This window comes from Aeromonas sp. R7-1 (assembly GCF_040908115.1).
GTDB lineage: Bacteria > Pseudomonadota > Gammaproteobacteria > Enterobacterales > Aeromonadaceae > Aeromonas > Aeromonas caviae.
This window is the reverse complement of sequence record NZ_JBFODD010000032.1, coordinates 58296-73431: the sequence shown is the minus strand read 5'-3', so window position 1 is coordinate 73431 and position 15136 is coordinate 58296. Positions and strand designations below refer to the sequence as shown.

Annotated in this window: 15 protein-coding genes; 5 read left to right on the top strand and 10 right to left on the bottom strand. The window is 58.5% G+C overall.

Features of this window, described 5'->3' with window-relative positions:
• Positions 1 to 185: 185 nt before the first annotated feature.
• From AB5Y51_RS07385 to add, 4 genes are all read left to right on the top strand, one after another.
• On the top strand, positions 186 to 755 hold the full coding sequence (locus AB5Y51_RS07385) for a DUF4124 domain-containing protein (RefSeq protein ID WP_010672525.1): 570 nt from the start codon (positions 186 to 188) through the stop codon (positions 753 to 755).
• A gap of 86 nt (positions 756 to 841) precedes the next feature.
• A complete protein-coding gene (gene glnL, locus AB5Y51_RS07380; RefSeq protein WP_010672524.1) occupies positions 842 to 1897 on the top strand; it encodes a nitrogen regulation protein NR(II) in 1056 nt (351 codons plus the stop codon).
• A gap of 9 nt (positions 1898 to 1906) precedes the next feature.
• Complete coding sequence (glnG, locus tag AB5Y51_RS07375) at positions 1907 to 3325, top strand: nitrogen regulation protein NR(I) (RefSeq protein WP_010672523.1); 1419 nt, start codon at positions 1907 to 1909, stop codon at positions 3323 to 3325.
• A gap of 140 nt (positions 3326 to 3465) precedes the next feature.
• Positions 3466 to 4467, top strand: coding sequence for an adenosine deaminase (gene add, locus AB5Y51_RS07370; RefSeq protein WP_167826427.1), 1002 nt, complete (start codon positions 3466 to 3468; stop codon positions 4465 to 4467).
• Positions 4468 to 4536: 69 nt separating this feature from the next.
• Here add and hemN read toward each other — a convergent pair whose 3' ends face one another.
• From hemN to AB5Y51_RS07350, 4 genes are all read right to left on the bottom strand, one after another.
• A complete protein-coding gene (gene hemN / locus AB5Y51_RS07365; RefSeq protein ID WP_368178235.1) occupies positions 4537 to 5910 on the bottom strand; it encodes an oxygen-independent coproporphyrinogen III oxidase in 1374 nt (457 codons plus the stop codon).
• Positions 5911 to 5938: 28 nt separating this feature from the next.
• Positions 5939 to 6379: a DUF2489 domain-containing protein gene (locus tag AB5Y51_RS07360; protein ID WP_039039514.1), complete on the bottom strand. Its 441-nt coding sequence runs from the start codon at positions 6377 to 6379 to the stop codon at positions 5939 to 5941.
• A gap of 11 nt (positions 6380 to 6390) precedes the next feature.
• Positions 6391 to 6972, bottom strand: coding sequence for a Der GTPase-activating protein YihI (gene yihI / locus AB5Y51_RS07355; RefSeq protein ID WP_039039515.1), 582 nt, complete (start codon positions 6970 to 6972; stop codon positions 6391 to 6393).
• Between the two features lie 800 nt (positions 6973 to 7772).
• On the bottom strand, positions 7773 to 8390 hold the full coding sequence (locus AB5Y51_RS07350; protein ID WP_042882257.1) for a cytochrome c: 618 nt from the start codon (positions 8388 to 8390) through the stop codon (positions 7773 to 7775).
• A gap of 143 nt (positions 8391 to 8533) precedes the next feature.
• Here AB5Y51_RS07350 and yihA point away from each other — a divergent pair, with 143 nt between their 5' ends.
• Entirely contained in the window at positions 8534 to 9166 is a 633-nt protein-coding gene (yihA, locus tag AB5Y51_RS07345; protein ID WP_368178227.1) for a ribosome biogenesis GTP-binding protein YihA/YsxC, read from the top strand.
• Between the two features lie 1002 nt (positions 9167 to 10168).
• Here the strand turns inward: yihA and aroE are convergent.
• The 6 genes from aroE to dprA form a co-directional block, all read right to left on the bottom strand.
• Positions 10169 to 10990 (bottom strand): shikimate dehydrogenase, encoded by an 822-nt coding sequence (gene aroE / locus AB5Y51_RS07340; protein WP_368178226.1) that lies wholly within the window; start codon positions 10988 to 10990, stop codon positions 10169 to 10171.
• A gap of 103 nt (positions 10991 to 11093) precedes the next feature.
• Positions 11094 to 12002: an oxygen-dependent coproporphyrinogen oxidase gene (gene hemF, locus AB5Y51_RS07335; RefSeq protein ID WP_226043624.1), complete on the bottom strand. Its 909-nt coding sequence runs from the start codon at positions 12000 to 12002 to the stop codon at positions 11094 to 11096.
• 100 nt (positions 12003 to 12102) lie between these two features.
• Positions 12103 to 12663, bottom strand: coding sequence for a Sua5/YciO/YrdC/YwlC family protein (locus tag AB5Y51_RS07330; protein WP_039039520.1), 561 nt, complete (start codon positions 12661 to 12663; stop codon positions 12103 to 12105).
• A 278-nt stretch (positions 12664 to 12941) separates the two neighbouring features.
• Positions 12942 to 13499 (bottom strand): type I DNA topoisomerase, encoded by a 558-nt coding sequence (locus AB5Y51_RS07325; RefSeq protein WP_042882250.1) that lies wholly within the window; start codon positions 13497 to 13499, stop codon positions 12942 to 12944.
• Positions 13500 to 13554: 55 nt separating this feature from the next.
• Positions 13555 to 14028 carry a DUF494 family protein gene (locus AB5Y51_RS07320; RefSeq protein ID WP_010672510.1) on the bottom strand — a complete coding sequence of 158 codons (474 nt, stop codon included), beginning with the start codon at positions 14026 to 14028 and terminating at the stop codon, positions 13555 to 13557.
• Complete coding sequence (dprA, locus tag AB5Y51_RS07315) at positions 14021 to 15136, bottom strand: DNA-processing protein DprA (protein WP_368178225.1); 1116 nt, start codon at positions 15134 to 15136, stop codon at positions 14021 to 14023. The genes AB5Y51_RS07320 and dprA overlap by 8 nt, the downstream gene beginning before the upstream one ends.

The window sequence follows — 15136 nt, the reverse complement described above, 5'->3', positions numbered from 1 at the left end:
TCCCATGACAAACCCGCCATCTGGCGGGTTTTTTTTCATTCTGGCAACGGAAATACCGCCAAACGGGCACGATCGTGCAGAAAGATGATCCCGTTCACGGAGCCGTACCACCCTCGGCTGTTCACACCCCGACCCCGTGGTTTTTCTCTGATAGGATTAAGGTGAACCCCGTCAAGGAGAGATGGATGAACACTGTACCCTGGCTGCTGAGCCTCCTGCTGATGGCCTCCTGTTCCGCACAGGCCGCCCGCGTCTACTCCTGGGTCGATCCCCAGGGGGTGACCCACTACACCGATGCCCCTCCTCCCGGCAAGAGCGCAAAAGAGGTGGACCTGCGGGTCTCGCCGCTCATCGGCACCGCCCCCCACTCGGTCCAGGTGGACAACTTCAACAGCCTGACCGGTGTCGATGCCAGGAAAGCCCTGGAGGCGGCTCCCCTGGAGATCGACCTCATCTCTCCGGAACCGGGCAGCACATTGCGCGACAATACCGGCAACATCGTCTTCCAGGGCGAGATCTCTCCCCAGGTCCCGGTGCAATACGATGTGCGCCTGATCCTGAACGGCAAGGCGGTGCCCCTGGTTCACAACAGCCTGGCCATACGGGTGGAAAACCTCGATAGGGGCGCTTACGAGGCACGGCTCGAGTTGCTCGCCAAAGACGGTACGATCCTTGCTAAATCTAAGCCAACCACCTTTTACCTGCACAGGGCGTCGGTGAATCAGGCTCCCAGAGCCGCCCCCAAGGCCAATTAGGGGTGATGTGACGCACCGATGCGGGTAAACTTGATGCACTATATTGGTGCATTCCAGGTGTACAGCACCGTTTTAGGGAGAAACCTGTGCCAACCCGCTCGGACAACGCCAAGACACTCTTGGACAATCTGCTGACCGCCGTCATTCTCATGGATGAACGTCTCTGCATACAATTCGTCAACCCGGCGGCAGAGCAGCTGCTTTCCCTCAGCGAACGACGACTGATCGGCATCGAACTGCCCCACCTGCTGGAACACATCTCTCTCGATCTGCAGCGTTTCAAACAGTGCCTCATTTCGGGGCAGGGCTTCACCGACAGCGAAGTCACCCTGGTGGTGGAGGGGGAGCCCAGGCTGGTGGAGATCAGCGTCAGTCCCATGGCCGATCATGAACAGCGACTGATGGTGGTAGAACTGCGCAAGATCGATCAGCAGAAGAAGATCAGCCAGGAGCTGCAGCAACACGCCCAGCAGCAGGCCGCCAAGGAGCTGGTGCGCGGCCTGGCGCACGAAATCAAGAACCCCCTGGGGGGATTGCGCGGCGCGGCCCAACTGCTGCAAAAGGAGTTGCCCGACCCGGCCTTGCGTGAATACACCGGCATCATCATCGAGCAGGCCGATCGCCTGCGGGTGCTGGTCGACAGGTTGCTCGGTCCCCAGCGTCCCGGCCGTCACCAGATGCACAACGTTCACTCCGTGCTGGAACAGGTGCGCCGTCTGGTGGACCTGGAGCTGCCGCCGCAGATCCGCATCGAGCGGGACTACGACCCCAGCATCCCCGAATTCGAGATGGAATCGGATCAGCTGCAACAGGCGTTCCTGAACATAGTGCGCAACGCCGCCGAGGCCCTTGGGGATCAGGACGGCCTCATCCGCATCAAGACGCGCACCGCCTTCCAAATCACCATCCATGGCCAGCGCTATCGCCTGGCGGCCGAAATCAAGATCATCGACAACGGCCCCGGCATTCCCGACGCCATTCGCGACACCCTCTTCTACCCCATGATCACCGGCAAGGAAGGGGGAACGGGCCTGGGCCTCTCCATCGCCCAGAACCTGATCGATCAGCACAAGGGGCGCATCGACTGCATCAGCTGGCCGGGCCACACCGAATTCACCATTTATTTACCACTTCGCAAGTAAGGGAACCTCATGACAGCAAAAGTGTGGATCGTCGATGACGACAGCTCCATCCGGTGGGTTCTGGAGCGCACCCTTGGCAGCGAAGGCTTCGAATGCGAAAGTTTCGCCGACGGCGAAGCCCTGCTGAGTTCACTGGAGATGCGCTCGCCGGACGTGATCCTCTCGGATATCCGCATGCCGGGCATCGACGGCCTGAGCCTGCTGGAGCAGATCCATCGCCGCCAGGCCGATCTGCCCATCATCATCATGACGGCCCACTCGGACCTCGACAGCGCGGTCAACGCCTACCAGCGAGGTGCCTTCGAATACCTGCCCAAGCCGTTCGACATCGACGAGGCGGTCACCCTGGTACGCCGGGCCGAGAACCACCTCAAGGAGCAACGTACCAAGCGCAAGGCTCGCCAGCAGGAAGCCACCACCACCCCGGAGATCATCGGCGAAGCCCCTGCCATGCAGGAGGTGTTCCGCGCCATCGGCCGGCTGTCGCGCTCCAGCATCTCGGTGCTCATCAACGGCCAGAGCGGTACCGGCAAGGAGCTGGTTGCCCATGCCCTGCACAAGCACAGCCCCCGGGCCCACAAGAACTTCATCGCCCTCAACATGGCGGCCATCCCGAAAGATCTCATCGAATCCGAGCTGTTCGGCCATGAGAAGGGAGCCTTCACCGGCGCCAACAACATTCGTCACGGCCGCTTCGAACAGGCCGATGGTGGCACCCTGTTTCTCGACGAAATAGGCGACATGCCGCTGGACGTGCAGACCCGGTTGCTGCGGGTACTGGCGGACGGGCAGTTCTACCGGGTAGGCGGCCACCAACCGGTGCAGGTGGATGTGCGGATCATTGCCGCCACCCACCAGAATCTGGAGAAGCGGGTCGCCGACGGCGAGTTTCGGGAAGACCTGTTCCACCGCCTCAACGTCATCCGCATCCATATTCCGGCCCTCAAGGAGCGCCGGGAGGACATCCCCCAACTGGCCCAGCACTTCCTGCTGCGAGCCGCCAAGGAGCTGAACGTGGAGGCCAAGAGCCTGCACCCGGATACCCAGACCTACATCAGCCGCCTCCCCTGGCCGGGCAACGTGCGCCAGTTGGAGAACGTCTGCCGCTGGCTGACGGTGATGGCCTCGGGCCAGGAGGTGCTGGTAGGCGATCTGCCCACCGAGCTGCTGACGCCCATCACCAGCACCGCCGAGCCGGGCCAGCCCGCCCTGACCGGTGGCTGGCAGCAGCAGTTGCAGGACTGGGTGGCCGCCAAGCTGGCCCTGGGGGAGACCGATATCCTCGCGGATGCCATGCCACAGTTCGAACGGATCATGCTGGAGACGGCACTGGATCACACCCACGGTCACAAGCAGGAGGCTGCCCGCCTGCTCGGCTGGGGCCGCAATACCCTGACCCGCAAGCTCAAGGAGCTCGACATTCCCTGAGCCTGCGGGAAAAACGATTCCCATCACGCCTTGAGGGAAAGCCTGACCAATCACACCCCGTTTGCTTGCAAACGGGGTATCTTTTTCAGGCGCCCCGCCTAGAATGGCAGCTTTCCAACCCGACTCGCAGAAGGTGCCCCATGATTGACAGATCCCTCCCCCTGACCGACCTGCATCGCCATCTGGATGGCAACATCCGCCCGCAGACCATTCTCGAGCTGGGACGTCAGCACAACATCCGACTGCCGGCCGATGAGCTGGAAGCCCTGCGCCCGCACGTGCAGATCGTCGAGAACGAACCGAGTCTGGTGGCCTTCCTGAAGAAACTGGACTGGGGCGTGGCCGTGCTGGCCGACTACGATGCCTGCCGCCGGGTCGCCTACGAAAACGTGGAGGATCTGCTGCGTGCCGGGATCGACTATGCCGAGCTGCGTTTCAGCCCGGCCTACATGGCGATGACCCACAAACTGCACCCGCAGGGCGTGGTCGAAGCCATCATCGACGGTGTGGCCGCAGGCAGCCGTGACTTCGGCATCAAGACCAATCTCATCGGCATCATGAGCCGTACCTTCGGCACCGAGCAGTGCAAGCAGGAGCTGGATGCCTGTCTGGCTCATCGCGATCGCCTGGTCGCCATCGATCTGGCCGGCGACGAACTGGGCTTCCCGGGCGAGCTCTTCACCGACCACTTCCGCCGGGTGCGGGATGCAGGCATGCGGGTCACCGTGCACGCCGGTGAAGCCGCCGGCCCCGAGAGCATGTGGCAGGCCATTCGCGAGCTGGGAGCCGAGCGCATCGGCCACGGCGTCAAGGCCATCCAGGATCCGGCCCTGATGGCCTATCTGGCCGAACACCGCATCGGCATCGAGTCCTGCCTCACCTCCAACCTCCAGACCACCACGGTGGCGAGTCTGGCCGATCACCCGATCCGCCAGTTCCTGGCGGCCGGCGTGCTGGCCTGCCTCAATACCGACGATCCGGCGGTGGAGGGGATCGACCTGCCTCACGAATACGAGGTGGCTGCCCCCGCTGCCGGCATGACGGTGAGCGAAATCCGCACCGCCCAGCAGAACGGCCTGATCCTGGCCTTCCTGAGCGAAGCCGAGAAGGCCGAGCTGAGTGCCCGTGCGGCTCAACGCTGAGCAGGGGTAAAACCCAATAAAAAAACCGCCGAAAGGCGGTTTTTTTATTGTCCCACGACATTGCCCGGCCTAGATCACCCGGGAGAACTGCTGCTGGCGCGCCTTGCTGCGCAGGTAGACATCGAAGCACATGCAGATGTTGCGGATCAGCAGCTGACCGGTGGAGACCACCTCCAGCCCCTCTTCGGTCATGCGCACCAGACCGTCGTTGATGAAGGTCTGCAACAGCTTGAGATCCTCGGCAAAATACTCCTTGAACACCAGGCCGTGGGCCTGCTCCACAGCGGCGAAGTTCAGGGAAAAATCGCAGATGAGGCGCTTGATCACCTCACGACGGATCAGATCGTCCCGATTGAGGGAGCACCCCTTCCACTGGGCATGGCCCAGTGACTCGACCTGGGCGTAGTAGGTTTTGAGATCCTTCTGGTTCTGGGAATAGGCATTCCCCATCATGCTGATGGAAGAGACCCCCAGCCCCAGCAGATCGCAATCCCCCTGGGTGGTATAGCCCTGGAAGTTGCGATGCAGCTTGCCCTCGCGCTGGGCGACGGCCAGCTCGTCATCGGGCTTGGCAAAGTGGTCCATGCCGATGAACTGATAACCCTGGCCGGTCAGGAAGGCAATGGTGTCCTGCAGCATGGCCAGCTTCTCCTGCGGCGCCGGCATGTCCGCTTCTTTCAGCTTGTGCTGGGCGGCAAAACGGCTCGGCAGGTGGGCATAGTTGAAGATGGAGAGGCGGGCCGGGTCGGTCTTGAGCACCTCTTCCAGGGTGTGATGGAAGCTCTCCCGGTTCTGGTGCGGCAGACCGTAGATGAGATCCAGATTGGTGGAGCGGAACCCCAGCTCGCGGGCACGGACCAGCATGGCGCGGATGAAGTCGTTGTCCTGCTCCCGATTGACCGCGACCTGGACCGTCTTGTTGAAGTCCTGAACGCCGAGGCTGATGCGGTTGAAACCGAGCTCCCGCAGCACATCCAGCATGGACAATTCGATCTCGCGGGGATCCACCTCGATGCTGATCTCCCCCTCCTCGGCGAAGTGGAAGTGCTCCCGCAACATGGCCATCAGGCGACGAGTCTGGGGTTCGCTCAGATAGGTGGGTGTGCCGCCACCCCAGTGCAGCTGGGTGACCAGTCTCTCCTTGAACAGGGGGGCCTGGGCCTTGATCTCCTGTTCGAGGTAGTCGAGGTATTGATCTGCCTTGTGCTGGTGCCGGGTAATGACCTTGTTGCAGCCGCAGTAGTAGCAGAGCTTGTGACAGAAGGGGATGTGCACGTAGAGCGACAGATTGCGTGCAGGATACTGGCCCGCTGCCTGGACAAAGTCCGGATAGCCGAACCCCTCGTTGAACTCCAGCGCAGTGGGATAGGAGGTATAACGCGGACCACTGTAGTTGTATTTTTCGATCAGGGCCTGATCCCACACAATCTGTTCTGCTTGCACGCTTGCTTCCTCTGTCTTTGTCATGGGCTCACCGGCTTAACTGAAAATCCTTCAGTCTGGCGACATCCTCAAGGATCTGCGCCTCCAGCTCGGCCTCGTAGCCGCTGCGTTCGAGATCCATCTTCATCACTTCATTGCGCTTGAGTGCCCGCCTCGCCTCATGGGTCGGCATCTCCTTCACCTTCTCATAGAGGCCGTAGAGCCCCGGGAACTCGGTGGCAAAGGCGCGGCCCCCCTTTATTTGCAAGGCATCCAGCAGATTGGTCAGCCGGATGGCGCCTTCTGAGTAGTCGCACTGACCATCTCGTACCGCGTGGGCGATCACCCTGACACTCTCCAGAATCCGCTCGTTGCGGGCCGCAATGGCGTGCTGCTGCATCTCTTGCTGGCGTTTGAGACGCGCCATCAGGGTGCCGGCATAGACGGCAAGCCCCAGCAAAATCAGGCCACCCAACAGGGCGGCCAGCATCCATCCACTCATCACTTTTTCTTCGGCTCGGGTTTGGCTTCAGGCTGGTAGTCTGCCTGAGAGAAACGTTCCCACAGCTCCTCTTCGGAGGCAGGCTGACTCGGCTCGTCAAAATCGGCATCATCAAAATCCATGTCGCCATCTTCGTCATCGTCGTTGTCGATGATACCGAGCTCGTCCATCAGCTCCTGATAACGGTCAACCCGCTGATCGACCCATGCCTGCTCTGCGGCCTCCAGGGTTTCACCGGCATCCAGACGATCCAGCAAGGCATTGAGGCGATCATCATTCTCGATGGACGCCAGCTCCTGCTCGGGGGTCATCACCACCCGCTTCTCTTTCGCAGGCTTGGTCGCCACCGGCTTGCTGCCCTTCTCGTCGGCAATCAGCGCGATGGGCTTGCGAGAGCCGATGCGTGGATCCTTGGCCTGCTTGGAGCCGCTCTTTTTGCCCGCCTGCTCGACCTGTTGGCGGGAGCCCGCCTTCAGGCCCTTGCGCTTGGCGGCGCGCTTGCGCTCACGACCTTCCTGGGCACTGGCATCTGATTCTTTGCGCTTGCCGGTAGGCTTGCGGTTGGGTTGTTTGGCCGACATGAATGACTCCGACAAATAACTGAATGGAAACCCCCGGAGCGTGTCGTCCGGGGAGGATGCTGAAGCGGGGAACAGTAAATATGGAACAAGAGTGGGATCCCGCACCAATTCGACCACTTTGGGTCGCTGAACACCGCAGGATCGGCATCCTCTGGGCATGTTGCTGGTATTTTGACACAGAATGTCTTGGCGGGTTAATGACCCAATAGAAAAAAGGCAGCCGAAGCTGCCTTTTTCCATCATGCGAGTTCCATTCCCTGGTAGCCAATCGCCTTATCCCTGGGCGAACCACGGCGCATCATTTCGTTGGATCATCCTGATCCTTATTGACCAGTCCTGAGTGTGCGTGTGTTTGTTTGTCTAACCCAAACCGGCGACATCCTGCCTCCCATCGGGGTGGTTGCCTCCCGCAGCCCCGCTCATCCCTGGCGGTCACCATCCTGGCTTTTTACATCTATTGCTCATCGCATGCTCCGAGCCGACATCCTGTCAAACCGAAGACGGGTCTTGCACCCTCTCTCCGGCCAATCCTGATTGCCTACTGTAACTTCTTCGCTGGATGACTCAATCAACCAAAGCACATTTCGAACTGGTACAAAATGATGCTCTATTTCTTAATTCATTGAAAAACAAAACATAAAAAAATATACGTGAGCAATCTTTCAGACACGACCAGCCCCGTATATAGAAGATCTCTTACAGCAATGCAGGCTGTTTACGGGCGATCGCTACAACCTCAAAAAAGAGCAGGGAACACAATGGTTCCCTGTTCTTTTCAACAAGATAACTGACAGGCTATATCAGTGAAGCCCCGCCACATACTTGGAGAGCGCCTCGATGTCCTGATCCGTCAGTTTCTTGGCCACATCCCGCATCATGCCATTGGGATCGTTGTCGCGGGTCGCCGAACGAAAAGCTGTGAGCTGGGCCTTGATATAGGCGGGATGCTGCCCTGACAGGCTGGGGTACTTCGCTTGCTCGACGCCGGAACCCCGTGGGCCATGACAGGCGGTACAGGCGGCCAGGCCTCGCTCCATGTCTCCCCCCATATAAAGCGCCTTGCCTGCGGCAACCACATCATCGGGCACGGCAACCGGCGTCACCTTCTGGCTGGAGAAATAGGCGGCAAGATCGTCCATATCCTGCTCGGACAACGGCAACGCCATAGGTCCCATGACGGGCGCAACCCGACCAGTTTGGCCAGAAGCTGCAGCCTTCAGTTCAACTAATTGTTTTTTGATATATGATGCGTGCTGACCAGCAATCTTGGGATACATGTCGACTGGGCTGTTGCCGTCCGGTCCATGACAGGCCGCACAGACGGCAGCCTTGGTTTGTCCCGCAGCGGCATCGCCCTTGGCTTGTGCCATCCCAGTTACGCCAACCATCAGAGCAAGTGTAATGACTAGGTTCTTCATGGCGTTCCAACTTTCTCGTTATTAGGCTTCCAGATCCCATGCCGCTGAAGGCATGTTAAAATAAACGCGTTCAAGCGACGCCATTTTACACTATTTCACAAAAAAGTAACTCTATAACCCTCTATCTCTATGGGGAATTTACGTTGGAAACACAAACTCTGAATTTCAATAAGGTGCATTTTGTGACCAGCGCACCCGACATCCGCCACCTGCCAAATGATGGGGGTGTCGAGATTGCGTTTGCCGGTCGTTCCAACGCTGGCAAATCGTCTGCATTGAATACCTTGACCAAGCACAAGAACCTGGCACGTACCAGTAAGACCCCTGGCCGTACTCAGCTTATCAACCTGTTTGAACTGGAGCCGGGCAAACGCCTGGTCGACTTGCCCGGCTATGGATATGCCCAGGTTCCGCTGGAAATGAAGCTCAAGTGGCAAAAGTCACTGGCTGAATACCTGCAACGACGGGAGTCCCTGAAAGGGCTGGTGATCCTGATGGACATCCGCCATCCGCTCAAGGAAACCGACATGAACATGCTGGAATGGAGTTCACACCGTGAACTGCCGGTGATGCTGTTGCTGACCAAGGCGGACAAGTTAAGCCCGGGGCCCCGCAACAACCAGGTGATCAAGGTTCGTCAGGCGGTGGCAGAACTGGGCCCGCAGATCCAGGTTGAAGCATTCTCTTCTCTGACCAATATCGGCGTCGAGAAGCTGGCCCAGACCCTGAGCGGCTGGTACCTGTCCGAAGCAGACAACTCCCAGGCAGACGACTAAGATCATCAGAACGAGGAGTAAACGACTCCTCTCCCTGGCTGCAATTGGCGGAGTTGGACCTCCGCTGATTGAAAGGCTTTCATGATCCCCCCATCTCCGAGCCCTCCCTCCCCGCCTTCGCCACCTCTGAAGAAAAACCTCAAAAAATATATTTAAATCATACTGATAGCATGTTCAGACGCGAAAATAATTAACTAATCATCAACCTGATACCGTTTTCATGGATATCGAGTAAAAAATCAGAATTGAAGGCTGTAACAAACGAAACTGAAATTTAATTACACAGTGAGGCAATATAGGGATAAAAATGAGGCCGGTCTTGCCATTGCAAACCGGCCTGAAGAAATGAGTTCAAAAATTTGGGAAAAAGCGAGTTCTCGAGAACAAAGACGATTGGTTTTCCTCAAGAAACGCCTTCATTCTAACAAAGAACGGCAACAATTAAAGCATTTACTCTAAACGTTACTCATAAAAAAACGCCCCGACGATGACTCATCGGGGCTGCTATTCAGCCACATTCAATTACGTGAAATAAAAGGTCTGAAAGATAGAACATCTTACCTCTGTACCCTACGCCGACAACTGTACAGCAAAGCAGCAGAAAGTGAAAGTAATTTATGTAATTTAGTTTCAAAGATAGGGAAGAGAAAAAATATTCATAATTTTCATGCAGATAAAAAAATCCCCAGTACGAATACCGGGGAGTTATAAAGGTGACTAGCTAGCACTTCCTCAACTATCAAGTTAGTCAGCAGTCCGTTACAGAAGTTCCGCTGCTTTGAGAAAAAACTCAAAAAAATTCTGCGAGTGACGGCAAAGTAAAATAACTTATTGTTACGCAATGGTTTTATAAAAATGGCACCTGTTCTGCCACACCCCCACCACAGAACAACCGTTTCACGTCACACGTGTCGTGCCGCATCCTGATGGATGCCCCCTATCCAGCGATGCAGAATCTCTACATCAGTCCTGCCGACAGCCCAATAGAGCACACTAGCTGGTTCACACGACGCCCAGATTGCGCTGCAACTCTCTCAATACCTGCTTGGTGCCGGGCCGGATCCCTCGCCATACGGTAAAAGCCTCCGCAGCCTGTTCGACCAGCATGCCCAATCCATCCATGGTATGGCGCGCGCCATGTTGTTTGGCCCAGCCGATGAAGGCTGTGTCCGTTGCGCCATACATCATGTCGTAGATCGCGATGTCCGGGTGGATGAGGGTTGGAGCCAAAGGTGGCAACTCACCTTGCAGACTGGCTGAGGTGGAATTGATGATGAGATCGAACGGCCCCACCAGCTGTTCATAGGATTGAGCCGTGATGCTGCCCAGATCCCTGAATTCCACAGCCAACTGTTCCGCCTTGGCATGGGTACGGTTGACCACAACGATCTCGCCCGGTGCTTCCGCCAGCAGGGGGGCCAGGGCGCCACGAGCTGCGCCACCAGCTCCCAGAAGCAGGATCCTGCTACCGGCAAGGTTCACTCCGTGAGCCTTGAGATCGGCGACCAGCCCGGCGCCGTCGGTATTGTCACCCAGCAGCACGCCATCATCAGTCAGTTTGATGGTGTTGACCGCTCCCGCCCGCTTGGCCCTGGGGCTCAGCCGCTCCACCAGCACGAAGGCTTGCTCCTTGAAAGGTACGGTCACGTTGCACCCCTTCCCTCCTTCGGCGAAGAAGTGGTTCAGAGCGCTGGCAAACTCATCGACGGCCGGTTCTGCCAGACCATACTCCAGCTCTTGCTGGGTCTGCCTGGCAAACAGGGAATGAATGAAGGGAGATTTGCTGTGGCGCACGGGGTGGCCAAAAACCAGATAACGATCCATCAAGGCGTTCCTTTTGAGGGCAATATCCCGATTTAACGGGTTTTCTCATGAAGGAACAAGCCGAATATCGGCCAATAAGAAGGGGCCATCGTGGCCCCTCTGGTCACAACCACTCGCGCGGTTTGAGGTATTCGCTGTAGAGCAATGCCTCCGGGCTGCCAGCCTCCGGCTGCCAGTCGTACTCCCAGCGCGCCAGCGGCGGCATCGACATCAGAATGGATTCGGTACGCCCCCCCGTCTGCAGTCCGAACAGGGTCCCGCGGTCGTAGACCAGATTGAACTCCACGTAGCGGCCACGGCGATAAAGCTGGAATGCCCGTTCCCGCTCCCCATAAGCAAGCTCCTTGCGTCGCTCGACAATCGGCAAGTAGGCCGCCAGGTAACCCTCACCCACTGCACGCATGAAGGCAAAGCAGTCGGCAAATGGCCAGCGGTTCAGGTCATCGAAGAAAAGACCACCCACCCCGCGCGTCTCGCCCCGATGCTTGAGGAAGAAGTAATGATCGCACCAGGATTTGAACTCGGGATAAATGTCGGTGCCGAACGGCTGACAGAGCTCATGGGAGACCTGATGCCAATGCCTCACGTCCTCTTCGAACGGATAGAAGGGCGTCAGGTCGAAGCCGCCACCAAACCACCAGATCGGCTCCTCCCCCTCTTTCTCGGCGATGAAGAACCGCACATTCGCATGGCTGGTCGGTACATAGGGATTATGCGGGTGGATCACCAGCGACACCCCCATGGCCTCAAACCTGCGGCCAGCCAGTTCGGGACGATGTGCGGTCGCGGATGCCGGCATGGCATCGCCATAGACATGGGAGAAGTTGACCCCACCTTGCTCGATCACCGCCCCCTGGCGCAGCACCCGTGTTCTACCGCCACCACCACCTTCGCGACTCCAGGCATCTTCCACAAAGTGCCCGCATCCATCGGCCTGCTCCAGGCCACGGCAGATATCATCCTGCAATTGCAGCAGGAAGGCTTTTACCTGGGCCACATCCGGTTTGCTCATTTTATCTCCTGTCAGACAGGCATCATGCATGCACTGCCTGCACTTCTCGTATTGTCATGACCTCATCGCACAACCTGCATGAAACAGGGCCGTGCCCAACTCAGGATGGGCGAATGATGGCCCCGGTGCGGGCGTCCTTGATTTCGGACGGGTTGGCTTGCCCCCCGACTTCGCCGGGCAGAATGTAAGCCAGCTGGCTTGCCAGCAGATCGCCAATATCAGCCACCCGGCGAGCGGGCTCCTCACCGGTGAGATTGGCACTGGTGGACACCAGCGGTTTGCCAAATGCCCGGCAAAGCCCTTGCACCTGGGGATGGCCTGTGACCCGCACCGCCAGGGTCTCGAACTGACCGGTCAACCAGGACGGCGTCGTCGCGCGAGCGGGCATGATCCAGGTGAAGGGACCAGGCCAGCTCGCCTGCACGCGAGCAAGCTGCTCATCGCTGAGCTGGCTCAGGTCGATGTAGTCCTGCAATTGCGCCAGATCTGCCGCGATCAGGATCAATCCCTTCTCCACCGGCCGCTGCTTGATGGCCAGCAGCCGCTGCACGGCGGCTTCGGAATCAGGATCACACCCCAGACCAAACACGGCTTCGGTGGCATAGGCGATAACCCCTTCTCCTTGAAGGGCGGCAACCGCTTGTTCAAATTCATTTGGCATAGGCACATGCGACAGCCACGCTGCCGCCTCTCATCACTGGATTGTATGTTGAACCGACATGACGGCATCGGGGCCATCACTGCTGCGATATGGGCTATATCCCTGCTCCTCTTCAGTCATGCATTTCGGCTCAGACGCTTGAGTGCATCAGTGAACCGAGCAACCGCAGGGAGTTTGAGATGGCGATCAGGTCAGGATCAAGGCAAGTTGGGCGATGCGCATCGGCTCACAACCTCACGCTGACCAGCAATCCGCCTGCCTGATCATGGGCGGCGAGATTATACCCGCTCAATCTGGTGGGAGCATTTCTTTTGCGGGCAGACCCAGCGCAGGTTTCCCCGCACCTTCTTCTCGATCATGATGCCCCAGCCACACTCGGGACAGGGCATGGGAACCGGCTTGTCATTCACCACATACTTGCAGTGAGGATAGGCGTCACACGAGTAGAACTGTTTGCCATAACGGGACGTGCGGCTCACCAGATGACCTTTGCCACACTCCGGGCAGAGGATTTGGGTATCGTCACTCTCCTGAAGGGATTCGATATGCTGACAGGCCGGGTACTGGGTACATCCCACAAACAGACCGTAACGACCCTTCTTGATGGCCAGTGAATGGCCACAATCCGGACAGGACGACCCCTCGAGCACTTTCTCTATGTCGCGGCCAGAGGGGGTGAGGGAGCGAATGTAATCGCAAGCGGGATAGGCTGAACAACCAAGGAAGGGACCGTGTTTGCCCTGGCGGATCACCAGTTCAGCACCACACTGCGGGCACGGCTCGCGCTCGAAGGCATGTTCGTGGGCAGAGAAGAGGTGGTGATCGATCTTTGACATGGGCCGCGCCTTGAAATCCAGATGGCCTGAATTCTACCAGCGCGGCACCGGGCTGTCAGTGGATGACGCCGTCCGACTCGTCAAACACCAGCTCTTCCATCTGCTGGTAGGCGTTTTCGCTGCCTGGCACATTGAACAGCACCATCATGACGACCCACTTCAGATCGTCCAGCTCGATGTCCGGCTTGTCCAGCTCGAGCAACCGTTCGATGCAGATTTCACGGGTTTCGGCATTCAGCACTTGCGCCTGCTCCAGGAACAGCAGGAAACCGCGACATTCAGTACTGAGGCGAACAAGCTCCTGCGGCGCATAGATCCGCATAGAGCCCTGCTGGCTTGCGGTGACATAGACTTCCCGCTCGCTGTCGTGCAGGTTGGCCAGTCGCTCCAGCCAGTTGAGCGCTTTCTCGATCTCGTCCTTGTCGAAACCGGCCCGGCTCAGTTCGTCGGTGAGTTCATCCTGCTCGACCATCACATCTGCATCGCTGTGGATGTAGGTCTCGAAAAGGTACATCAATACATCAAACATGATTCGCCCTCCTCGCTCTGACGTATCCACCGGCTACCGCCATCACTGCACCAACCAGCTCCAGCTCTACCAACCTGCCCAGTACGACATCGACAGGAAGCCGGGCCCGTTCGGCAACGGTATCCACGCTCGTGGTCTCATAATCTACGTTATCCAACAAATCGGCATAAGGCAATTCGCTATTATACTGCGCCTCGGAAGAACCGTTGGCGGGTCCGGGGGGCAAGACCAGCCTTGGAAACTCTTCCAGGATATCGGCGGCATTCAAGACCAGCTTGGCACCCTGTTGAAGCAGACGGTTGCACCCTGCTGCCTGTGCATTTTGCGGGGCGCCGGGAACGGCAAAGACCTCGCGGCCCTGCTCCAGCGCATAACGGGCCGTGATGAGCGAACCACTCTGTTCTGCCGCTTCCACCACCAGTGTCCCCAGCGACAGACCACTGATGATACGGTTGCGGCGAGGGAAGTGTTCAGCCAGGGGGCCTTGCTGGGGCGCCAACTCGGAGACAAGCAGACCTTCCTGCTCGAGGATCTGCATCGCCAACCCCTGATGACGCTTGGGGTAGAGACAATCCAGACCGGACCCCAGCACCGCCAGGGTGATTCCGCCCGATGCCAGCGCCTGCTGATGGCAGACGCCATCAATGCCCAACGCGAGGCCGGAGGTGATCGCCAGACCACAGCCCACCAACTCGGCACACAAGCGTGTCGCATTGTCTTTGCCGGCATAGGTGGGGTGGCGGGTACCCACCATCGCCAACTGTGGCAGGGAGAGGGATGAGACGTTCCCGCGGCAGTAGAGCAAGAGCGGGGCACCGGGGATCTCTTTGAGCAGGGCAGGATATGCGGGGTCATCGGGACAGAGGAGGTGATTGCCGGGCTCGGCGGCCCAGCTCAATCCCTGCTCCACGACAGGAAGAGGCCATCTCATCTGCTGAATCTGGGCACTCTGCAGACCAAGAGCTCGCAGGGCGCCATCGTCTGAGTCAAACAGAGTTGTGATGTCACCACCCACATGCGCCAACAGGCGAGCGGCGGTGACCGGGCCTATGCCTGTAACGGCATCCAGCGTCAGCCATAGCGACAACCGCTCCAGTGGCAAGGACAC